Origin of the sequence: Microbacterium sp. 5K110 (assembly GCF_005774735.1) — a bacterium.
Classification (GTDB): domain Bacteria; phylum Actinomycetota; class Actinomycetes; order Actinomycetales; family Microbacteriaceae; genus Microbacterium.
The window spans coordinates 1-21,155 of sequence record NZ_VBUM01000062.1 but is presented as its reverse complement, the minus strand read 5'-3'; the positions used below and the strand labels follow the sequence as shown (position 1 = coordinate 21,155).

Here is a 21,155-nt window from a genome sequence, read left to right as displayed (position 1 = left end):
GCCGCCCGCCCGAGCAGCGTGTTCAGGAACGCCAGCCGCGCGGCGTGCCGCGCCGACGCCACACGGTCCCGCTCCCACCGCGCGATGCCCGTGGGCTCGTCGCCGCGCACCCACCGCTGCAGGAGCGGTGCAACGGTGAGCGCGTCGAGCAGACCGAGGTTCATCCCCTGCCCGCCGATCGGGCTCACCTCGTGCGCCGCGTCGCCGACGACGATGACCCGCCCCCGCCGGAGCGCCGGGGCGACCGCGCGGCGCACGCGGAACGTCGATGCCCCCGACGTGTCCACCTCGACCCGCACGCGGTCCGCCAGGGCACCCCGCAGGAAGCCCTCGGCATCCGACACGTCCGCCGTGCCCGCCCACGCGACCAGCCGCCGCCGGCCGCCCGGAAGAGGGAACGACTCCACGACCCCGCCGCGCTCGAGATGCACGAGCGCCGTCGACTCGCCGGGCGCTTCGACATCGACCATCGCGTAGCGGTCGGGGTAGTGGCGCGTGCGCACGGCGCCCGGGCGATACACGAGGTCTCGTCCCGACCATCCGGATGCCACGACCACCACCGCAGCGCGGATCTCTTCCTCGCCGTGCGGCCCGACGGCGAGGACCCGCCCCGACGTCCCGTCGTCGTGCACTCCGGTCACGCGCATCCCGCGCCGCACCGGCGGGGCGAGCCGGGACAACACGGCGACGGTGTCGGCCTGAGGGAGCGCCGCGACGTACGGATGCCGCACGCGCAGCCGATCGAAGCGGATCGCGGCGAGCATGCGGCCGTCCGCGCGCGCCTCCCCGCGACGGATGCGCACCGCGCGCTCCAACAGCGCGTCGGTGGCTCCGGACGTCTCCAGGTGGGCGAGAGCGGGGGAGTGGATGCCGATCGCCCGGGTCCCGGCATCCATCGATTCCCGCCGCTCCAGCACCTCGACGTCGACGCCGCGGGCGCGCAGGTCGGCCGCGAGCGCCAGGCCCACCGGACCCGCTCCCACCACGAGCACCTCAGGCATCGACGTCGGCCGTTCCCGCGGCCACGGCCAGGAGCCGGAACGGCGCCGGGGTCTGCACCCGCCAAGGCTCGCCGAGCGCGCGGGCCAACTCGTCGGGGCGGTAGCTGCGCCGGATCGACCGCAGACCGTCGGTGCGCAGGAACGTTCCCGGCGCGAGCGGCGTCACCCCCAGCGCGTACAGAACGTAAGCCCACCGGCCCCGCGCGATGTCGGCGTGCAGCACGACCGAGCGGGCGAGAGCCCGGGAGTCGTCCGCGAACTCCCGCAGCTGCGCGGCATCGAGGTGGTGCAGGACGTGGTTGGACAGCACGACGTCGAACGCATCGCCCGCGGCAAGCAGCTCGGTCGAGGTCCGGGCGACGAAACGCACACCGGCCCTTTCACGCTCTCGCGCCGCGACGAGGGCGCGAGGATCCGGGTCGGCACCGACCCACTCGACGTCGAGTCCGTCGCGCGCCGCGAGGCCCGCGAGACGCACCACGACGTCGCCGCCGCCGCAGCCGAGGTCCAGGACGCGCGCCGGTCGATCCAGCGCCCGCAGTCGCGGCCGGAGTTCCGTGGCGTACACGCGGCCCCACGCCGACACGGCGCGGTTGACCAGGTCGAAACGTCGATAGGTCGCCGCGAGCCGACGCGGATCGCAATCGGCGGCGTCCATCAACTCGGTGAGCTCGGTGTCGCGCGACGCGAGCCCCCGGCGCACGGTCGCCGGCCCGCGGTTCACGCGCACCCCTCGCCCACGCCGATCACAGCCCGAACGCTCACGCCGCCGGCCGGCGCAGCACGAGGCGCGCCGCCTCCACCGTCAACCCCGGCCCGAAAGCCAGAGCGGCCACGCGATCGCCGTCGACGAGCGCCTCGTCGGCGAGCAGGTCCCGCAGGATGAACAGCAGCGTCGCGCTGGACATGTTCCCGTGCGCGCGCAGCACCTCGCGCGAGGGCGCGAGGGCGGTGGCATCCAGGGACAGGGCCGACTCGACCCGGTCGAGGATGCTCCGCCCGCCGGGGTGCACGGCCCACGCGTCGACCTCGCCGAGATCGCCCAGCACGTCGGCGGCGATGGCGGCGATCTCGCGGCCGATGATGCGCGGGACCTCGGCGGTGAGCGTCATCTCGAAGCCGAAATCACCGACCGTCCAGGCCATGTCCTTTTCGCCCTCGCCGGTCAGGTGCGTCGCGAACCCCTCGAGGTCGAGGCCGGCGCGATCGGGGTCGGCGGATGCCACGACCGCTGCGGCCGCTCCGTCGGCGAACACCGACGCGGCGACGATCTGGTCCGGGTGCGACGAGGTCTGCCAGTGCAGCGAGCACAGTTCGGCTGCGGCGACCAGGACCACGGCCGCGGGGTCGGCCGCGACGATGCGTGCGGCGAGGCGCAGCGCCGGGATCGCCGCGGCACACCCGATGAAGCCGAGGTGATAGCGCTCGACGGTCGCGGACAAACCCAGGTCGCGGACGAGGAGGAAGTCCGGGCCGGGGGCGAACATGCCCGTGCACGAGACGGTCACGACGTGCGTGATGGCATCCGCTCCCCGACCCGAGCCGGCGATCGCGGCCGTGGCCGCCTCGGCGAACAGCGCGGGCGCGGTCCGGCGGTATTCGTCGTTGCGCGCCCCGGTCGGGGGCATCAGCAGCCCGTCGGCATCGCGCACGGTGAGGCCGTCCGCGGTCACGTCGGCGAGCTGCGGCAGCACCGTATGCCGGGTGTCGATGGCCGCGGCGTCGAAAGCGGCCCCCACCAGACGCTGGCTGCGTCGGTCGAATCCGGGCTGGGCGGCGAAGAGATCGCGCAGCGCCGACTGGGTGACACGGGTGCGGGGCAGCGCCGTGCCGAGAGAGAGGATGCTCGCGGTCATGACTCACTGTAGGCACGGTTCGCGCACCCCACGGCGGGGATGGTGCCGCCTCCGCCCGCCGTCTATGGTGCGTGCGCGGGGTTGCGGGGACGTGTCAACCCGTCGGGCTGAGGGGGGAGTCGGTCGTACGCTCGCTGCTCGCCGTTGGACCGGAAGGACCCCGTGACCCCTGATCGACACGTCGACCCCACGAAGGTGACGAACCAGGATGCCGTGCGCCGGCCGAAACCGCTCGTGTGGATCGCGGCCTCCGGGGTGCTCGCCCTCATCGCGGTGGTGCTCTTCGCGCTGTCGGTCCCGATCGTGGCGGCGTGGGCGTGGATCGGGATCGCCGTTCAGGTGGGGATCTTCGCCGCGATCGCCGTCAACGGCCTCACCGGGCGGCGTGGCCCGGCGCAGGGGTACGTCTTCGCGGTCCTGATGTGCGTGCAGGCCGCGGTGGCGCTGCTCGTGATCGTCGTGATCGCGGTGGCTGCCTGGGCGCCTCTGCGCTGAGGGCGGGACGCCCCGCGCTCCGGGGAGCCCCTGCGCTGAGGGCGGGACGCCCCGCCATCCGGGGCACCCCTCGCGTCAGAGGATCGGCTTGCCGCCGGTGACCGCTACGCGTGCGCCTGAGACGTAGCTGGCCTCGTCCGAGGCGAGCAGCACGTACACCGGCGCGAGTTCGGCCGGCTGACCTGCGCGACCCATCGGCGTCTGCTCCCCGAAGCTCGCCACCTTCTCGGCCGGCATCGTGGCGGGGATCAGCGGTGTCCACACCGGACCCGGGGCCACGCTGTTGGCACGGATGCCGCGCTCGGCGAGAAGCTGCGCGAGAGACGCGGTCATGTTGGCGATGGCGGCCTTCGTCGCGGCGTAGGGCAGGAGCGTCGGATTCGGCATGTCGGAGTTGACCGAACTCGATCCGATGATCGAGGCCCCCTCCTTCAGATGCGGCAAGGCCGCCTTGACCAGGTGGAAGTAGGCGCTGACGTTCGTCGCCCACGTGTAGTCCCACTCGTCGTCCGACACCTCTTCGAGGGTGTCGTGGCTCATCTGGAAGGCCGCATTGCTCACGAGCACATCGAGACCGCCGAGCTGATCGACGGTGTGCGCCACCAGGTCGCGGCAGTGCTGAGGATCGGACACGTCGCCGGGCAGGAGGATCGCGCGGCGGCCAGCCTCCTCGACGAAGCGCCGGGCCTCTTCGGCATCCTCGTGCTCGTTCAGATACGCGATCGCGACGTCCGCCCCTTCGCGAGCGAAGGCCAGCGCGACGGCCTTGCCGATGCCGCTGTCGCCGCCGGTGATGAGCGCCACCTTGCCGTCGAGGCGGCCCGAACCGCGGTAGCTGTCTTGGCCGTAATCGGGCTTCGGATCCATCGCCCGGTCGGTGCCGGGCACGTCCTGCTGCTGGGCGGGCTGCGGGGTCATCTCGTCCTCCTTCGGATTGGGGTGCATCCCACTCCACCCGCTGCGGCGCGCACGCGCACGAGGGTTGACAGTCCGAACCCGAGCCGAGCGTCAGACCGTGAGCGCGTCCGCCAGGGCGAGCCCGAGCCGAGCATCAGGCCGTGAGCGCGTCCGCCAGGGCGAGCCCGAGCCGAGCGTCAGGCCGTGAGCGCGTCCGCCAGGGCGAGCCCGAGCCGAGCGTCAGGCCGCGAGCGCGTCCGCCAGGGCGAGCCCGAGCCGAGCGTCACGCCGCGAGCGCGTCCGCCAGGGCGAGCCCTTCGATCGCCCCGCGGTAGTCGGCGATCATCCGTCGGCGGTCCATCCGGGCCCGCGCCGAGATCGCGGCCCAGCGCAACTCGATGCGCCGCGAGAGCGCCTCGTGCCACGCCCCGGCGATCGCTCCGGCGTCGCGCGGGGTCACCAGACCGACGCCCGCGACCACGCGCGCCGCGTCGCCGACATCGGTCGTGACCGGGATCGCACCGGATGCCGCCCCCTCGGCCAGGCACAGCGGCGAGGCCTCGCCGAAGGCGCTGGTGAGAGCGACGACGTCGGCGATGCGGTACAGCTCCGGCATGTCTTCGCGCAGCCCCAGCGCGTGCAGCGGCACGCCCGCGTCGAGTCCCGCTTCGGCGACGAGCGCCGCGAAACCGGGGTTGCGGTGGGTCATCCCCGAACCGCACATGACGTAGTGGGCGCCGGGGTGGCGGCGTGCGTGGAGCGCCACGGCATCCAGGAACAGCGCCGGGTCCTTCATCGCATCGAACCGCGCGGCCAGCAGCACGACCGGAGCCGACTCGGGGATGCCGAGCCCGAAGCGGATGCCGCGCCGCTCGGCGCGCGTCCCGGGGCGGAACCGGCGCGTGTCGATGCCGTTGTCGATCACCCACGCCTGCCGGGTGAAGACGCCGGCGCGTTCGTAGGCCAGCGAGGTCGACGCCGCGCAGGAGATCGTCGCCGACACCGCTCCCGAGGCGCTCGCGTCCAGGAGCCATCCCAGCGCCGGGCCGGAGTGCGTGGGGTCGGACCGGTGCAGACACGCGGCGGTCGGGCGGTCCGGAAGCATCCCCGCGCGCTCCAGGGCGACGATGAGGCTCAGCGGCTGTTCCTTCAGCGACAGCACGATGTCGGCATCCGCGATCAGGTCCGCGGCGTGCGCGAGTTCGGCCGCGCTGAACGACTCCGGGGTCATCGGCTGCCCGCCGGCGACGCGGTCGAACGTGTCGATGTGCACGCCGGCGGCGCGCAGGGCCCGGAACCGCGTGTCGTCGTGGGCGTGCTGCACCGAACCGTCACGGCGGGCTGCCGAGGTGAGCGAGAGCACGCGATGCTCTTGCGATCCCGCGGCGGCCAGGCCGGCGACGACGTCGGAATGGAGGATTCGGGCGCCTCCGGCGAAGAATCCCTCGTACAGGGACAGCACGCGCACGGGTCGGTTCATCGCGACCGCTTTCCGGGGAGGGGCGCCGCCGAACGGAGCCGGATCGATCACCGCTTCTTGCGGTTTCCCCATGGTGCGGGGTCGACCCCGGGCGGCGGGTTACGCCGCGAAGACCATTTCGTGAACGCGTGCGACGGGTGAATCGGGATGCCGTGCCTTCGGCCCTCGGTCCGCTCCGCCGCGTACCCGAGCCCGTTCGGGCGGCGATCGGTGATCGTGCGGGGCGCAAGGGCCCTCGCGGAGCCCGTGAGGTGAGTACGATCAGGGGTCGTGCACACCTCCTCCGACACGTCGACGCCGCCCGCGCAGGGCTCCGCTCTCGGGCGCGCTCTCCGGGCCTACGACGAAGCGCGTCGCGTCGCGCTGGCAGAGGCACGACGCGCGCTGTCCTTGAATGAACTCGACGCGAAGGCGCTCCTGTTCGTCGCGGACAACCCCGGCGCGCGACCCTCGCACGTCCGCGACCACCTGGGCATCACCTCGGCCGGAGTGACGACCCTCATCGATCGTCTCGTGCAGCGCGGAACGGTGAGGCGCGACCTCGACGCCGAGGACCGCCGAGTCAACCACATCACCGCGATCGTCGACCTGGACGCGCCGCCGTGGTCGTCGCTGCGCGCGTTCGATGCCGCCATCGACGCCGCCGTCGCGACGATGGAGCCCACCGAGGCCGACACCGTCGCGACAGTGCTGGAGCGCCTCACGGTCGCGGGGACGGCCTCCCGCCTCGCGGCGGCCGGCGCGGCCTCGCGCTGATCTCGGCGACCCGTCCTCGGCGATGCCGGTGACGAGCGCTCAGGCGCGGGGGTCGACGAACGCCTCGGCGCGCGCCTGCAGGAACGTGCACAGGGCCGAGAGCATCGCGAGTTCGCCGGAGAGGGCGAGGACGCGGGCCGAGCCGAGCGGGGCCGCGTTCTCGCGGGGTTCGAAGGTCACCGACCATCCACCGGAACCCTCCCCGGTTCCGGGGGCCACGTAGAACGTGGTCGAGACGCTGCGCAGCCGGGCGGCGATCAGCCCCGCGTCGGAGTCGTCGTCGTCTTGCGGGATGACGCGCAAGGTCTCGGCGTCGTCGTAGCCGAGCGATCGGAAGTCGTCGACCCACGACTGCAGCGTGGCGATGGTGCGGAAGGGCATGTGGCATCCCGTCGGTCGTGCCGCGAGTGCGGCGAGGGCTTTTCGATTATGAGTCCCCGCGGACCGACACGTGCATCACCGTCGACGTGAGAGCGGTTCCGTCGCATACATCGTCGCACGGCGCAACGGCCTAGCCGCTTTCGGCAGCGCGAACGTAGGAACGATCCGTGGAACATACGCGCGTCGAGACCCGTGACACCGCAACGGTGGAAGAGCTGTGGCAGACGGTGGTCCCCGGGGCCCGCATCTCGCGGGCCGACGACATCCAGCCCGCCTTCGTCTTCTCCGGCGCCGTCGACCCCGGCTTCGGCTTCTGCGACTACTCGATCGGCTCGACGATGGTGGTCGACTCCGATCCCGAAGACCAGATGGTCGTCGGATGGATCGCCGGTCCCCGCATCCGCGCCACCTACCGGCGCGACCGTATCGGCACCACGGTGCCGTTCATGGTGATCGATCGTCCGGTCGAGATCGCCTTCTCCGGACGCATCGCCGGCACCGCGATGTCGTTCGCACGCTCCGATGTGGACGCGGCCGCTCGCCGGCTCAGCGGGGACGACACACTGCGCGTGCGCCCGACGGGGCACGCGCCGATCTCCGACCACCGGTTGCGGTACTGGACCCGGACGTGGGAGTACGGCCGCGACGTGCTGCTGCGCTCGTCCGAGCGCAGCCCGATGATCGAGCAGCAGGTGCGTTCGCTGCTGCTCGAGGCGTCGCTGATGACTTTTCCGACGACGTTCACCGAGTCCCTCGCCGCGGGGCGACCCGCCCGACCTTTGCCCGCTCCGGTGCGGCGCGCCAAGACGTACATCGAGGCGAACGCCCCCGGGCCGGTCTCGTTGGCCGACATCGCCGAGGCGGCGCGATTGTCTCCGCGCGGTCTGCAATACGCCTTCCGTACCGCGACCGGACGCACACCGATGCAGTACGTCCGCCGCGTCCGCCTGGACGCGGCTCGCGCCGAACTCCGCGCCGCTGACCCCTCGGTGGACACCGTCGCGGCGATCGCCGCACGGTGGGGGTTCTCCAACCTCGGTCGTTTCGCGGCGATGTACCGGGCCGAGTTCGCGGAGACGCCGTCGACGACGCTGCGTTCGTAGGCGCCCGCGCGTCAGTGCGCGCCGGTGACGCCGCCGCTGAGGCGCTCGTGCAGCCGCGCGGTGTGCGCGTTCATCCCCGTGATCTCGACCCTCTTCCCGAGGTGGGCGTACTTGGTCTGCACCGCGTCGAGCGCAGCCACGGTGGAGGCGTCCCAGACGTGGGATCCGGAGAGGTCGATCTCTACCCGCGCCGGGTCGAGGTGATAGGCGAACTTCGTGGTGAGGTCGTTGCTCGACGCGAAGAAGAGCTCGCCCTCGACGCGGTACCGGGCCAGGTCGCCCTCGACCGTGCGGTGCACGACGGTGACACTCGCCACGCGCCGGGCGAACAGCACGGCGGCGGCGACGACGCCCACGCCCACCCCGATCGCCAGGTTGTGGGTCCACACCGTCACCGCGACGGTCACGATCATCACCGCGGTCTCGCTCAGCGGCATCCGCCGGAGGGTCGCGGGGCGGATGCTGTGCCAGTCGAACGTGGCGATCGAGACCACGATCATGACGGCCACGAGCACGGCCATGGGGATGATCGCCACGACGTCGCCGAACGCGAGCACGAGGATCAGCAGGAACACGCCGGCCAGGAACGTCGAGATGCGGGTGCGCGCACCGGACGCCTTGACGTTGATCATCGTCTGGCCGATCATCGCGCATCCGCCCATTCCCCCGAACAGGCCCGAGAGAACGTTCGCCGCGCCCTGTCCGAGCGACTCGCGCGTCTTCGATGACGGAGTGTCGGTGATCTCGTCGACGAGCGCCGCGGTCATGAGCGACTCCAGCAGGCCGACGATCGCCATCGCGACGGCGAACGGGAAGATGATGCCGAGCGTCTCCCACGACACCGGCACGTTCGGGATGAGCAGCGCCGGAAGGCTCTCGGGCAGCGCTCCCTGGTCGCCGACGGTGGGCACCGAGATGCCGAAGACCACGGCGGCGCCGGTGAGCAGCACGATCGCGACGAGCGGGGCGGGCACGACGGTGGTCAGGCGGGGCAAGAGGTACATGATGGCCAGGCCCGCCGCGGCGATGGGGTACACCGCCCAGGGCACGCCGATGAGTTGCGGCACTTGGGCGGTGAAGATCAGGATCGCGAGCGCGTTGACGAAGCCGACCATGACGCTGCGGGGGATGAAGCGCATGAGCTTCGCGACACCGAGGAGACCGAGGACGACCTGGAGCAGTCCGCCGAGGATCACGGTCGCGAGCAGGTAGTCGACGCCGTGCTCACGGGCGACGGGGGCGATGACGAGCGCGATGGCCCCGGTCGCCGCCGAGATCATGGCCGGCCGCCCGCCGAGGAACGAGATGGCCACCGCCATCACGAACGACGAGAACAGGCCCAGGCGCGGGTCGACGCCGGCGATGATCGAGAACGCGATCGCCTCGGGGATGAGGGCGATCGCCACGACGAGGCCGGCCAGGGTCTCGCGCGTCAGCAGACGCGGTGACCGCAGCGCCTGGAGGACGGTCGGTTCGGGGCGCGGGCGCGCGAAGACGTCGGTCACGAAGGACTCCAGGGGGAGGTGGGGGAGAATCGAGGGGGTCGCGATCGCGACCGCGCCAACTCTACCGTAACGAGAGAGTTACGGGATCGGGGATGCCATGGACCAGGCCCGGCCGATGCAGATCGGCGAACTCGCCGAACGGACGGGGCTGTCGATCCGCACCCTCCGTCACTACGACGAGATCGGCCTGCTGCGGCCCTCCGCCCGTTCCGAGGGCGGGTTCCGGCTGTACACGCCCGACGACGAGTCGCGCCTGCTCCTCATCCGGCGCATGAAGCCGCTCGGCTACTCCCTCGAGCAGATGGGGGAGCTGCTCGCCGTCGTCGACGGCCTCGCCGATGCCCCCGGCGACGCCGCGCTGCGCGCCCGGCTGGACGGCATCCGCGCCGAGGCGGCCGAGCGTCGCGATGCCTTGCGTCGCCAGCTCGACGCCGCCGACGAGTTCCTCGCGCAGCTCGCGGCGCGCTGACGCGGAGGCGCTGCGCCAGTGGCGCCGCTCCCGCCGTGTAAGATCGTCTGTTGGAAGTGTGTCCGAGCGGCCTAAGGAGCATGGCTGGAATCCATGTAGGCGGGGTAACTCGCCTCGCAGGTTCAAATCCTGTCACTTCCGCTCCGCGATGAGCCCCGCCCGAACTCAAGTTCGGGCGGGGCTCCGTCGTTCAGGGGCGAGGCGGGAAGCTCGACGCGGCAACATCGCAGCGCGGCGCAAGTGAACCTCACCGCGCGAAGATCACAAGTCTTTCCGGTACGGCTGTCCGGTCAGCATGAGTGCGCGTAGACGCTTTGCGGCGTTCGGTGGTTGGCGCGTCGTCATCCCGCACACAGACGCGACAGGCCGCGATGAGCGAGTGATCCGCGATCGGCGCGCGGCGCTTTGACAGCTGCGTTGATCTTGAACACGATCCCCGCAGCCACCCGCCCAGGTATCGCTTCGCACTTGTCGCGTGGCGGTCCTGTGGGCTGCTCGTCGTTGCGTGACGCGCCGCCAGCTGATTTAGTGGTCAGACTTTCGCGGGATGGGGCATACTGCATAGCAGTCTGCACTAGGGGGGAACGTGGCGACGCGATCAATGTCGATCTACGCGCTTAAGCGAGGGGTCTCCGTCGAGGATGCTCTGCGTGATGATCACGACTACACCGAGACGACGAGGCACTCGAGCCCGATCGAAGGCCTGCGGATATTCATTAAGCGCGGTAAGCAGGACGCGCCGTGGTGGAAGGACTACCTGAACCTCGACGAGGAACTAACCCAAGGTTCCAATTCCGCCGCCGCCTTTGTCCCCTCGGGAAAACGAATCATGGTTCTGACCTTCGGATCCGGCCAGTTCTTACTCCGAGACGACGTATTTGAGCATGACTTCGGCACTCGTGTTGTCCTGAACGCGGTCGATCCGCGGAAACTGAAGAGCACAGAAACTCTGGATCCAGATTCGTCACAGCGGCGACGGACGCAGATTCCCTACGACGGAGATTTGGCACTGTTGAGTTTCGCTGGCGATGCTTCTGTGCTGAAGAGTCTTACCGGGAAGGCGCGGTCCGAGCACGGCGATCTTGTCCGCAGTGTCACCGGAGCGAGCAGTCTCCGTGTCACCACGCCAGCGCGACCACAGGATCTCGACATTCTGCTAGCGCGGCTTCGTAAGCTCTACAAGTCGAAGGACTTCCTGAAGGAGTTTCCTGATGTCAACCAGATCAGACCCGTCACTGACCCCGACGTCGTCGCTTCGCTCGACCAAAAACTTGCATCTGCGGTCTTCGACGTTACTGCTCCTATAGTCCTCACGGTTCCAGATATTCTAGACTACCGAGATGAGACCTTCGTGCAGTTCTCTGGACGCGGGATCAGTCCAGTTTTCGATGACGTCTATATTAAGCACTACCGTGAATACCTCGAACTACGCGGTACAGATCAAGGCACTTTCAGTGCAGACGACCTCAAGCATGATTACTTGGTGCTTCTGGATGGGAGTCAGGCTCAGCGCCAACGTTGGTCGATCTATAAGTCTCTAGTATTCGAAGTCTCTGCTGGCTCTTCTTATACTTACCACTTTAGTGATGGGCTCTGGTTCAAGGTCGCGACAAGTCTAATTGTCTCGCTACGCGAGGACATCGATCCGTTCTGGGTTGATGCTGACTTGCCGCAGCATGAGTGGGAGTCTGAGGCTAAATATAACGAAGAGGCGTCCAAAGTGTTACGCGCAGTTTGTCTTGATAAATCCAACGTCAGTCCGAAGGGCCAAACCTCAGTGGAGCCATGTGACATTCTTCGGGTGGATAGTAAGATTCCCGATCTTGTGCACGTAAAGATTGGCACGAGTTCCGCAAATTTGAGCCATCTATTTAATCAAGCTGCTAACTCGGCCGAACTCTTACTTAGTGTCGATCAGTCTCGTGTGAAGCTCAAGAAGCTGATTGAGAAGAAATCTGACGTTGAGACGGCAACAAGGGTTTTCAAGGATGTCGAGGAGCGGAATTTCTCGGTAACGATTGCGATAGTGAGTCATAAGAGAACTCCGGAGAAGAAATCAGATAACCTGCCAATTTTCTCGAGAATATCTCTCCGGCGCTCTCTGCGGATACTTCGGGCTATGCGCGTTCCTGTTTCTGTTCAGCTGGTCCCTGATGCCACGAACCGGAGCGGTCGGAAGAAGGCAAGGAAGCCGCGGACGCCCACCTTTTCGTGACTGCGGTCGTGTGGCGTACCGCGCGGGTCGACCGTATCGACGTGCAGTGTGCGCTCACTCGGCTAAGCGCGCTCCAACCCGCTTCGATCGGTTTGGTCCACGCCGTCTTCTCCGCGACCAATGAGCCGGCGTCCTCGCGACCGGACCGCTCATACTCTTGGTCCTCGTCGGTTTCGTCCCGCAGCCAATTCACGGTCTCCGGCACCTCCACAGGCGCCGGCTTCTCGCGCAGCAGGAGTGAGCGGGGAAGATCGGCACCCACGCCCGCGGCCCCGTTTCGCGCCCACTCCAGCAGCCGCTTCGTTTCCCAGGACGGGTTCGAAAGCCATTGTGTGGCCTCCGCCACGTAGAGAACCCCGTCCACGCGAAAGCCTGGGCGGGGTTCTCGCGTTCGTGCCGTTCTGGCGCGTCTGGAAGCTCAGCAGGGCGGGTTCGCCAGGACGTTCGTTCCCGGGATCGGATACGAGTCGACAACCTCAGGAGAGGCCATACCGGGTGCGGACCCGATCGACGAGCTCGGTCGAGTCGATCTTTCCCGCAACGTAGGCGTCTGCGTCCGTCAGGGTCGCGCTGCTGATGCGTAGCCCTTGGATCTCGGCGCTGTGGACTGCCGCTTCGACGTGCTTCGCCCGCACTTCGGTGGTCTTCATCTCAGCTCCCGTCCGCTCCTTTCCATCCACGGGCCATGGTGGACTCTCGGCAGAGCCGCAGGCGCGTGCCGTTTGATCAGCGGCTCCTCGCGAGCCAGTCCAATAGCCATTGCGCGACTTCCCTCATAGACGATCCTCGCCCCGACGGGTGGGGCTCATCGTCGCTTCGAGAGCCCTCTCGCAACCCATCGAGAACGGGCGCCTCAGCCGACGGACTCGGGCACCTCGACCGCCGGGGCACCCGATCGCCGCGCGAGCGAGCGGGGGAGGATGACGGCCGTGAGGCGACGTGCCGGGGTCGCGCTCGCGCGGAGCCCCGTCCGCACGCGCGCGACGGCGTCGGCCAGGGCGGGACCCCGAGCCGGGTCGACCGTCTGCTCGGCGTAGATCGCGTGTTCGAGGGCGTCCCGCAGCAGCCGTACGTCGTCCGCGCCCACCCCGTGCGCGTCGACGAGACGCGCGGCGAACGCGCGCGGCGACTCGGCGTCGGGCGAGGGGATGCCGAGATCCACCGCATCCGCCCGGATCTCCGTCCACGCCGCGGCCGCGTCCCCGCCGAGGATGAGCCGTGCCCGCGAACGGCGTCGCCCGGCGCGGACGACGGCGGGCGACGCGACGAGGAGGAGCAGCACCACGCCGGCGACGGTGAGCAGCACGCCGACGGGGCTCTGCCCGTTGACCGCGCCGGCCCCCGAGGCGCCGGAACCCGGGCCGTCCTGATCGCCGAGCTGTGGAGCCGGGGCGCGAGTGGCGCCGGGGGTCGCGGCATCCTGCTGCTCGGGGGTGTCCGCGGGGTTCGTCGACCCGCCCGTCGTGCCGGAGGCGAAGTTCGTGGGGACGCCGAGGCTGTTGGTCGGTTCGAACGGCACCCACCCGATGCCTCGGAAGTAGACCTCGGGCCACGCGTGCAGCTGGCGGGAGGTGACGGTGAACTCCGTCTGGCCCTGCTCGACGCTGCCCACCCGTGTCCCGGGCAAGTAGCCCACGACGATGCGCGAGGGCATGTCGAGCGTGCGGGCCATGACGGCGAACGCCGAGGCGAAGTGGACGCAGTAGCCGGTGCGTTCCTGCAGGAAGCGGGCCACGGCATCCATACCCGCCCCGTCGAACCCCGCCTCCACGGGCGCGTCGAGCGAGTAGCGGAACTCGCTGCTGCGGAACCAGGACTGCAGCGCGACGAGGGCGTCGTAGGGCGACTGCGCGCCCGCCGTGACCGAGCGTGCCGTGTCGCCGATGATCGCGGGCACATCCGGCGGAAGGGAGCGCACGGCGTCGGGCAGTTCGTCGCTCCCGACGGGCCGCGAGCGGATCTGCTCGAGCGTGGGTCGCGGCACGACCGCCTCGGCCTGGTACTTCTGATCGCGCGAGGATCCCGCACGCGACACGATCGTGCGGTTGTCGGGAAGGCCGAGCCACTCGCCCTCGAGCCCGGTCACCGTCGAGGCGGGATAGGGAATGGGCAGCCAGGGGCTGTCGAGCTCGCCGACGGTGATCGTCGTGGTCCAGTCGGCCAGGGTGACGTCGCCGTCCACCTGCACCGGATCGAACACCGGCCCGTCGCCGGGGACCGTGACGGTGTCGCCCGTGTCCGGCTCCCATACGGTCCCGTCGAACCGCGACAGCGTGACCGCCCGCAGGTACGGCGGCGTCGGTGCCGTCGTGGTGAACGACAACACGTCGACCTCTCTCGGTTGGCGCAGGTCGCTTCCCAGCTCGAGGTTGGGATTGATCGTCGTCCCGAACCCGGCACCGCTCCCCGACGCGAAGCGCAGTCCGGGCTGGGGGAGGAGGGGCACGGCCACGACCGTCACGACCACGGCGACGGCCGCGATCCCGATCGCCGTGGACGAGGCCCCCCACATGCGCGGTCCGAGACGGCGGCCGGAGGACCCGACCGCGCGCGTACGCGCGCGGGTGTCCATGCGGAGCAGGAAGAGGATGGCGGCGGCCAGCGCGAGCACCGCGGGCACGTTCACGTCGGCGGGGATGGCGATGGTCGGGATGAGCGACACGGCCACGAGACCGATACCGCCCAGCAGCGGCATCCGTGCCGTGAGGACGACGTGGTCCAGGACGATCGCCAGACCCGCGATCGCGCCCACCAGGACGAAGGACAATCCCGTGCCCGGGACGACCGGCGCGACCCCCAGGCGGACCTCTTCGGATGCCGCGGCGAACAGCCCCGGAACCGAGGCGATCGTGGCGGGGGTGGGGATGACGCCGAGCAGAGCCGTGGAGCGACCGAACATCGCGGTGAGCAGGACCACCGCGACCACGACCTCCAGGACGGTCGCCGCGATGGCGGGAAGCGCGAAGAAACGCATCGCGAGACCGGAAGCGAGCACCGCGGCCGCCGCGGTGAGCGCCCCCGCCGTCCAGGTGCCCGGCGCGATCACGGAGAACACCGGCAGCAGTGCGGCGACGATCCCCGCGAAGACGCCGAGCGACAGCAGCGCCGTGTCCCGGAAGCGGCGTGCCGGACGCAGCATCGGCGCGTCAGCCCGCGACACCGACGGCCTCCGATCGCGTCGCTTCGTCCCACGCCCGGGCGACGTCGCCGCCGGGGTGCAGCACGGTCGCGTGCCAGCCCGTCGACCTCGCCGCCTCGAGATCCGCGGTGTCGGACACCGAGATCAGCACGGGCAGGGCCGAGCGCTGAGCCCCGGAGCGCAGGGCGAGGACGTCATCGAGCTGCAGTCGACCGGTGATCACGACGAGGGGGCCGAGCATCGCGGCCGCCGAGGCGGGGAGGACACGTCGCGTCGACGCGTCGGCACGCGCGCGGAGGGTCGCGAAGGATGCCGCGACCGCCCGGGCCTCGGCATCCTCCCCGCCTTCGACGGGCTCGGCGAGCAGCTCGCCATCGCTGTCGACCACGTCGACGGTGTACCCCTCGTGCACGAGGCGTGCCACCGCGGAGACGCACGCCGAGACCGCCGTCTCGAACGCGGGATCGCCGCCCGGTGCGTCGGCGGCGCTCGGGGACCAGCGGGAGAGCGCGCGGTCGAGCACGACCGTCGCTGCGGGGCTGGACTCCTGCTCCTCCTGCCGGACCATGAGCGTGTCGCGGTGCGCGGTCGCGCGCCAGTGGATGCGGCGCATCGAGTCGCCCGGAGCGTAGGGGCGGGCGACGAGGTTGTCGGCGCCCTGACCCAGCTGCAGCGCCGCGCTCTGGCGCGTTCCTCCGGCCTCGCCCGGCGTCTGGGGGAGTGCGCCGAGCTCGACGATCGTCGGAGCGACGGTGACGGGGGTGGCGAGACCGACGCGGAAGCGCCGGCGGATCAGGCCGAACGGATCGGTCGTGGACACCCGCAGGGGGCCGAGGGTGTACGTCCCGCGCGCCACCCCCATCGCCTCGTACCGCACGCGGACCGGGGATCCCGCTCGCCGCAGGGTGGAGGCGGCGGCGGGGAAGGCGCCCTCGGCCCGGCCGTCCAGGCCCGCGGGTACCGCGTCCGACCATCTCCCCGGGAGTGTGGGGAGCGGAGTACGCACCCGCACGGACAATTGCACCTCGGCGATGCCGCCCACCTCGGCCACCTCGGGCGACACCGTCCGCACGACGTCGCCGGTGGCGCGGACGACGAGCGTGCTGACGGCGGCGCACACGACGAGCACCAGCATGAGCACCCCGAAGTACATCAACTCGGGGATCGCGGCACGCTGAGCCACGACGAGGGCGATCACCGCGAGGGCGAGCGCTCCCGTGCCGCGCAAGGTCAGCGGCCAGCGGTCCTTCACGGTGTGCTCACGCGCGCTGGGCCAGCGGCACCCGCACGCTCGCGGCGATCCGCTCGAGGGCGTCGGCGACCACCACGGCACCCGCGCGTCCGCCCGCCGCCGAGCGGTTCGCGATGAGGCGGTGGGCGAAGACGGGCGCGAGCAGAACGGTGAGGTCGTCGGGGATGACGTAGGCCCGCCCGTCCAGCGCCGCGCGCACCTTGGCCGCGCGCACGAGCTGCAGGGTGGCCCGCGGGCTCGCGCCGAGCCGGATGTCGGGGTGGCTGCGGGTGGCCTGCGCGAGGGCGACGGCGTAGTCCTCCAGCGCGGGGGCGACGTGCACGCCGCGCGCCCAGGCGATCATCGCGGTCACCTGGCGCGCGGTGACGACCGGGACGAGGGCGTCGAGCGGGTTCACCGTGTCGCGCTGGCGCAGCATCAGCGCTTCGGCGGCGGGGTCGGGGTATCCCATCGAGATGCGCAACAGGAAGCGGTCGCGCTGCGCCTCGGGGAGCGCGTAGGTGCCCTCCATCTCGAACGGGTTCTGCGTCGCGACGACGAGGAACGGCGAGGGCAGCACGTGGGTGCGCCCGTCGACCGTGACCTGCCGCTCCTCCATGGCTTCGAGCAGCGACGACTGCGTCTTGGGCGAGGAGCGGTTGATCTCGTCGGCGATGACGATGTGCGCGAACACCGCGCCGGGGGTGAACTCGAATTGGCGCTGCACCGGATTGAACACCGACACACCCGTGATGTCGCCGGGCAGGAGGTCGGGAGTGAACTGGATGCGGCGCACGTCGGCGTCGACGGTGGCGGCGAGAGCGCGAGCCAGGACCGTCTTGCCCACGCCGGGCACGTCCTCGATGAGCAGGTGGCCTTCGGCGAGCAGGGCGATGAGGGCGCTGCGCACGGCGTCGGGCTTACCGTCGATGACCCGGGAGATGGATGCCACGATGTCGTGCGTCAGTCGAGCGAAAGACTCACTGGTCAGGGGTTCGTCGATCCCCGCCCGACCGGGCTCGGTGGCGGGCCGACGCGAGCGCGTGGTCGTCCCGGGCAAGAGCGTCTCGTCCATGGCATCCCTCGTGTCGCGGTGCGGCCCACGAGCATCACGGCCGCCGTGACCTGATCGTAACCTGCGGCGGCGGGGCGGGGGCCGGATCCCGGCACCTGCTCAGGCACGGGGACGGGCCCGTCGGCCCTAGGATCGGGCATCGTCGCCCGACTCGAGGAGAACGCCATGATTTCACCCGCTGCCGTGCTGGCCGTCGACATCGGCGGCACGAAGGTGGATGCCGCCGTCGTCACGTCCGACGGCACCGTGCTGCGCGCGAGTGTCGCCCGACGCGAGACCGGCCGCGGAAACGACCGTGCGACGATCGCGGCGAACATCCGCGCCGCCGCGGAGGAAGCCCTCGCCGCCGTCCCGGAGGTACGCGTCGGGGCGATCGGGGTCGGCAGCGCCGGGCCGGTCGATCTGCCGAGCCGGTCGGTCTCGCCGCTGAACCTCCCGCAGGCGGCGGGGCTCACGGTCGACGAGGTGCTCGGTGGTCTCGTCGACGGACCGCTCACGCTCGCCCTCGACGGCACGTGCATCGCCCTGGCGGAGCACTGGCGCGGTGCGCTCGTCGGCTGCGACAACGCGATGGCGATCGTCGTGTCCACCGGCGTCGGCGGCGGCTTCGTCCTCGGCGGGCACCCGATCACCGGGGCCAGCGGGAACGCGGGCCACCTCGGCCAGACCTTCGTGCGCACCGTCGGCGACGACGTGGCCGCAGCGACCCTCGAAGCCGTCGCGGCCGGCCCCGGGTCGGTGGCCTGGGCGCGCGCGCAGGGCTGGACGGGCGAGACGGGCCTGGACCTCGCGGCTTCGTACCGCGCGGGCGACGATGTCGCGATCGCAGCCGTGCGCCGTTCCGCCGCGGCCGTGGGGCAGGCGATCGCCGCGGCCGCGACGCTGTGCGACCTGGAGGCCGTCGCGATCGCCGGCGGGTTCTCCCACGTGGCCGACGATTACATCGATCTCGTCCGCGCGGCGGCCGCGGCGGCATCCCTCCACGCGTACGCGCGACGGTGTCGCATCGTCCCGTCGGGATTGGACGGGGACGGCCCGCTGCTCGGGGCGGCGGCCCTCGCGCTGCGCACGTGAGAGCGCGCCGTCCCGCTCACAGGACGGCGACGGCCATGAGAAGCACCGAGGATCCCATGGCGCTCAGCTGGAGTCGGTCGAGGCGCGCGCTCATGCGGCGGACCAGAACCGCCGACAGCACCGCATAGCCCACCGCTCCCGCGAGCAGGACAGGGCCGAGGCCGATCCCGTGCCCGTGCCCCGACTCGGTCCCGTGCGTCGTCATCGCCAGCGGAAGCGCTGCCATCGCGATGAGGCCCAGGGCCGTGTGCACGGTCATCGCCGGCGGGATCGGGGAGCGGCGGCGGCGCGGCGACCGCCAGATCGCGAGGCTCAGCGCGGCGCCCAGCAGCACCGCCGTCCACCAGATCGGGGCGACGAGCCCGAACAGCCCCGCATCGAGCATCGCGATCAGCATCAGCACCGAGGCGACGACCTCGGGCGGCCGCACCCGCGCGCGATCGGCGGCCAGACAGCACGTTCCGATCGCAGCGGGGGCGACCGCCCACAGGTGGAGGATCTCGCTCATCGACTCAGCAGTGGTGCGCGCCGTCGTGTCCGTGCGCCGCGTGCCCCTCGTCGCCGTGACCGGTGGCGTGTGCCGCCGGCGAGCAGTGCGCGCTCTCGGGGGCCGGCACGTTGAGCACCGGGTTGCGCTCGAAGAAGTTGTACGGCTTCAGCGTGAACTTGGCGTAGTCCATGGGCATCACCGGCCAGTCCTCGTTGCGCGGGAAGTGCGTCAGGCCGAACGTGTGCCACAGCACGAGGTCCTCGCCCACGAGCGGTTCGTCGCCGGAGACGAAGTCGGGGATGCCGGCCCCACCGGGGTGCTGGTTGACGAAGTCGCCCGCCGCGTACCGCTCGGCGGGGTCGTATTTGGTGACGAAGAGGTTCTTCGTCGCGAAGGCGGCACGGGCCGCGATCGAGGACTCCTCGTCGGCCAGGAGCACGGGCGTCTCGGTCGGGAAGAGCACGTACGACGTCGCCTGGCCGCGCTCGGTCGTCTTCTCGGTCGAGGCGATCTGCCACACGCGGTTCACCGCGCCGTCGGCGACCCGTCCCGACACCTTCTCGGACGTGATCGGCGTGACCTTTTTGGTGAAGGCGTTGCCGGCGGGGTTGGTCGCCGAGATCGGCACGCGCACCGCGTCGATCTCGTTGACGACGTTCGCGACGCCGTCGACGGTCATGTCCAGACGCGCCGAGAACAGGTGCTGGTGGTACGGCGCGCCCAGGCCCGGGGCGACCTCCGAGGCGAACGGGTAGCCCTCACCCGGGTAGGCGGAGGTGAACAGGATGCCGGTGAGCTTGGCCTCGCACTCGATCGTGCCGTCGAGGTAGAGGTACCAGTAGAAGCCGTAGTCGTAGTTGCCGACGGTCGTGAAGAACGAGATGACGAGGCGGCGGGCGCGGCGGACCTCGCTGGAGCCGGTGAAGATGTCGCTGTGCTTCCAGAGGGAGCCGAAGTCCTCCTCGTGCATGCAGACCGCGTTGCGGATGGTGCGCGGCATCCCGTTCTCGTCCGAGAGCACGGCGTCGACGTAGGTGATGTCGCCGACGCAGTCGCATCCGAGTTCGAGCTCGTTCGTGTAGCGGCCGAACAGGTACTCGCCGGTGTCGAAGTAGTTCTGCCAGAAGCGGTTGGGGGCGGGGTCGGCGTAGGGGACCACCATCTCGCTGATCGATCCGCGGTACATCACCGGGCGTCCGGCGAACGACAGCTGGCGCAGGATCAGACCCTCGCGGGTGTCGAAGCCGATGCGCAGATCCCACTCGCCCCACGTGACGTGTTCGCCCTCGACGGTGAAGCTCGACCCCTCCGGCTGAGTGATCACGATGGGCTTCAGGCCCTCCAGCGGCGGCCCCTGCAGTTCGGGGTCGTCGAAGTTGCCGTGCGTCTCGGGCACGGTGAAGCCGGGGGTGTCCACGATCTCGATGACCGCGCGGGCGGCGACGTCGATGTACGCGGTGAGTCCGTCGACGGGGTGCGCCCACGGGTGGTCGGCGGGGTGGTCCTGCCGGAACGCGAACGTGCGGAGCACGCGACGCCCCACCTCGTTCTCGTAGCCGTAGTGCCCCGCCGACAGCGGCACGAGCACGACGTCGGCGGTGGTGAGGCCGCGCGCGGCGAGGGCGGCGACCCACTCGGCGCTCTCGTTCGCGATCACGCCGACCTCTTCGAACTCGGCGTCCAGGATCGGAAGCTGCCCGTCGGAGCCGTCGAGCTCGGTGGAGCGGAGCACGGCGCCGGTGGCGAGCGAGACGACGAGATCGAGCGAGTGCGCGGTGCGGAGGTTCAGCAGCTGCACGCGGGCACGGCGCTCGGGAGCGGGGGCCTCGCCGCGCTCCCAGGCGAGGACCTCGCCCTTGGGGGCTTCTTCGAGACCCACGTAGGCGAACCGGGTCGCTTCGTCGATCCCGTCGAGGTCGGCGACCACGGTGCGCACGGCGGTGATCTCCTCGGGGGTGAGCGACGCGAGCGGGTGCGCGGGGGCGGCC

Annotated in this window: 19 protein-coding genes and 1 tRNA gene; 7 read left to right on the top strand and 13 right to left on the bottom strand. The window is 70.6% G+C overall.

What is annotated here, in order from left to right; genetic code table 11:
• The 3 genes from FE256_RS13115 to FE256_RS13105 all read right to left on the bottom strand — a co-directional run.
• A partial coding sequence (locus tag FE256_RS13115) for an FAD-dependent oxidoreductase (RefSeq protein WP_138176317.1) occupies positions 1-1,001 on the bottom strand: 1,001 nt, incomplete at its 3' end.
• Positions 994-1,725, bottom strand: coding sequence for a methyltransferase domain-containing protein (locus tag FE256_RS13110; RefSeq protein WP_289508585.1), 732 nt, complete (start codon positions 1,723-1,725; stop codon positions 994-996). The genes FE256_RS13110 and FE256_RS13115, both read right to left, overlap by 8 nt.
• 37 nt (positions 1,726-1,762) lie before the next feature.
• Positions 1,763-2,857 carry a type III polyketide synthase gene (locus FE256_RS13105; RefSeq protein ID WP_138176315.1) on the bottom strand — a complete coding sequence of 365 codons (1,095 nt, stop codon included), beginning with the start codon at positions 2,855-2,857 and terminating at the stop codon, positions 1,763-1,765.
• 162 nt (positions 2,858-3,019) lie between these two features.
• Between FE256_RS13105 and FE256_RS13100 the strand changes: the two genes are divergently transcribed.
• Positions 3,020-3,352, top strand: a complete 333-nt coding sequence (locus FE256_RS13100) for a hypothetical protein (protein ID WP_138176313.1) — start codon at positions 3,020-3,022, stop codon at positions 3,350-3,352.
• Positions 3,353-3,427: 75 nt separating this feature from the next.
• Here the strand turns inward: FE256_RS13100 and FE256_RS13095 are convergent, their stop codons facing one another.
• Positions 3,428-4,270, bottom strand: coding sequence for an SDR family oxidoreductase (locus FE256_RS13095; RefSeq protein WP_138176311.1), 843 nt, complete (start codon positions 4,268-4,270; stop codon positions 3,428-3,430).
• A 262-nt stretch (positions 4,271-4,532) separates the two neighbouring features.
• Entirely contained in the window at positions 4,533-5,729 is a 1,197-nt protein-coding gene (locus tag FE256_RS13090; RefSeq protein ID WP_138176309.1) for a glycosyltransferase, read from the bottom strand.
• Positions 5,730-5,999: 270 nt separating this feature from the next.
• Here FE256_RS13090 and FE256_RS13085 point away from each other — a divergent pair, with 270 nt between their 5' ends.
• Positions 6,000-6,485: a MarR family winged helix-turn-helix transcriptional regulator gene (locus FE256_RS13085; protein ID WP_138176307.1), complete on the top strand. Its 486-nt coding sequence runs from the start codon at positions 6,000-6,002 to the stop codon at positions 6,483-6,485.
• A 39-nt stretch (positions 6,486-6,524) separates the two neighbouring features.
• Here FE256_RS13085 and FE256_RS13080 read toward each other — a convergent pair whose 3' ends face one another.
• Positions 6,525-6,866 carry a hypothetical protein gene (locus FE256_RS13080; protein WP_138176305.1) on the bottom strand — a complete coding sequence of 114 codons (342 nt, stop codon included), beginning with the start codon at positions 6,864-6,866 and terminating at the stop codon, positions 6,525-6,527.
• 167 nt (positions 6,867-7,033) lie between these two features.
• On the opposite strand from FE256_RS13080, the gene FE256_RS13075 reads away from it, so the two are divergent.
• Positions 7,034-7,969, top strand: coding sequence for an AraC family transcriptional regulator (locus tag FE256_RS13075; protein ID WP_138176303.1), 936 nt, complete (start codon positions 7,034-7,036; stop codon positions 7,967-7,969).
• 11 nt (positions 7,970-7,980) lie between these two features.
• Here FE256_RS13075 and FE256_RS13070 read toward each other — a convergent pair whose 3' ends face one another.
• The gene (locus FE256_RS13070) at positions 7,981-9,474 is read right to left on the bottom strand and encodes a SulP family inorganic anion transporter (protein WP_138176301.1); all 1,494 of its coding nucleotides are present in this window, start codon (positions 9,472-9,474) and stop codon (positions 7,981-7,983) included.
• A 97-nt stretch (positions 9,475-9,571) separates the two neighbouring features.
• Here FE256_RS13070 and FE256_RS13065 point away from each other — a divergent pair, with 97 nt between their 5' ends.
• The 3 genes from FE256_RS13065 (at position 9,572) to FE256_RS13055 (ending at position 12,158) form a co-directional block, all read left to right on the top strand.
• Positions 9,572-9,943 (top strand): MerR family transcriptional regulator, encoded by a 372-nt coding sequence (locus tag FE256_RS13065; RefSeq protein ID WP_138176299.1) that lies wholly within the window; start codon positions 9,572-9,574, stop codon positions 9,941-9,943.
• A gap of 52 nt (positions 9,944-9,995) precedes the next feature.
• Positions 9,996-10,084: transfer RNA gene (locus tag FE256_RS13060), tRNA-Ser, on the top strand.
• A gap of 445 nt (positions 10,085-10,529) precedes the next feature.
• Positions 10,530-12,158 carry a DUF6119 family protein gene (locus tag FE256_RS13055; RefSeq protein WP_171024335.1) on the top strand — a complete coding sequence of 543 codons (1,629 nt, stop codon included), beginning with the start codon at positions 10,530-10,532 and terminating at the stop codon, positions 12,156-12,158.
• A 476-nt stretch (positions 12,159-12,634) separates the two neighbouring features.
• On the opposite strand, the gene FE256_RS18215 is transcribed toward FE256_RS13055, so the two are convergent.
• The 4 genes from FE256_RS18215 to FE256_RS13040 form a co-directional block, all read right to left on the bottom strand.
• On the bottom strand, positions 12,635-12,808 hold the full coding sequence (locus FE256_RS18215; protein WP_171024334.1) for an antitoxin VbhA family protein: 174 nt from the start codon (positions 12,806-12,808) through the stop codon (positions 12,635-12,637).
• A 203-nt stretch (positions 12,809-13,011) separates the two neighbouring features.
• Positions 13,012-15,318, bottom strand: a complete 2,307-nt coding sequence (locus FE256_RS13050; RefSeq protein ID WP_171024333.1) for a transglutaminase TgpA family protein — start codon at positions 15,316-15,318, stop codon at positions 13,012-13,014.
• Entirely contained in the window at positions 15,305-16,549 is a 1,245-nt protein-coding gene (locus tag FE256_RS13045; protein WP_252371019.1) for a DUF58 domain-containing protein, read from the bottom strand. Before FE256_RS13045 ends, FE256_RS13050 begins: the two co-directional genes overlap by 14 nt.
• A gap of 7 nt (positions 16,550-16,556) precedes the next feature.
• Entirely contained in the window at positions 16,557-17,603 is a 1,047-nt protein-coding gene (locus tag FE256_RS13040) for an AAA family ATPase (RefSeq protein WP_138176293.1), read from the bottom strand.
• Between the two features lie 165 nt (positions 17,604-17,768).
• Between FE256_RS13040 and FE256_RS13035 the strand changes: the two genes are divergently transcribed.
• Entirely contained in the window at positions 17,769-18,677 is a 909-nt protein-coding gene (locus FE256_RS13035) for an ROK family protein (protein ID WP_138176291.1), read from the top strand.
• Positions 18,678-18,693: 16 nt separating this feature from the next.
• Here the strand turns inward: FE256_RS13035 and FE256_RS13030 are convergent, their stop codons facing one another.
• Together FE256_RS13030 and FE256_RS13025 are read right to left on the bottom strand one after the other, a co-directional pair.
• A complete protein-coding gene (locus FE256_RS13030) occupies positions 18,694-19,185 on the bottom strand; it encodes a hypothetical protein (protein WP_138176289.1) in 492 nt (163 codons plus the stop codon).
• Between the two features lie 4 nt (positions 19,186-19,189).
• The coding region (locus FE256_RS13025; RefSeq protein WP_138176287.1) for a primary-amine oxidase at positions 19,190-21,155 on the bottom strand (1,966 nt) is incomplete at its 5' end.

Coding starts and splice junctions, on each gene's coding strand:
- FE256_RS13030 (WP_138176289.1), bottom strand. CDS start 19,185: ATGAGCGAGATCCTCCACCTGTGGGCGGTCGCCCCCGCTGCGATCGGA.
- FE256_RS13080 (WP_138176305.1), bottom strand. CDS start 6,866: ATGCCCTTCCGCACCATCGCCACGCTGCAGTCGTGGGTCGACGACTTC.
- FE256_RS13095 (WP_138176311.1), bottom strand. CDS start 4,270: ATGACCCCGCAGCCCGCCCAGCAGCAGGACGTGCCCGGCACCGACCGG.
- FE256_RS13035 (WP_138176291.1), top strand. CDS start 17,769: ATGATTTCACCCGCTGCCGTGCTGGCCGTCGACATCGGCGGCACGAAG.
- FE256_RS13065 (WP_138176299.1), top strand. CDS start 9,572: ATGGACCAGGCCCGGCCGATGCAGATCGGCGAACTCGCCGAACGGACG.
- FE256_RS13105 (WP_138176315.1), bottom strand. CDS start 2,857: ATGACCGCGAGCATCCTCTCTCTCGGCACGGCGCTGCCCCGCACCCGT.
- FE256_RS18215 (WP_171024334.1), bottom strand. CDS start 12,808: ATGAAGACCACCGAAGTGCGGGCGAAGCACGTCGAAGCGGCAGTCCAC.
- FE256_RS13090 (WP_138176309.1), bottom strand. CDS start 5,729: ATGAACCGACCCGTGCGCGTGCTGTCCCTGTACGAGGGATTCTTCGCC.
- FE256_RS13040 (WP_138176293.1), bottom strand. CDS start 17,603: ATGGACGAGACGCTCTTGCCCGGGACGACCACGCGCTCGCGTCGGCCC.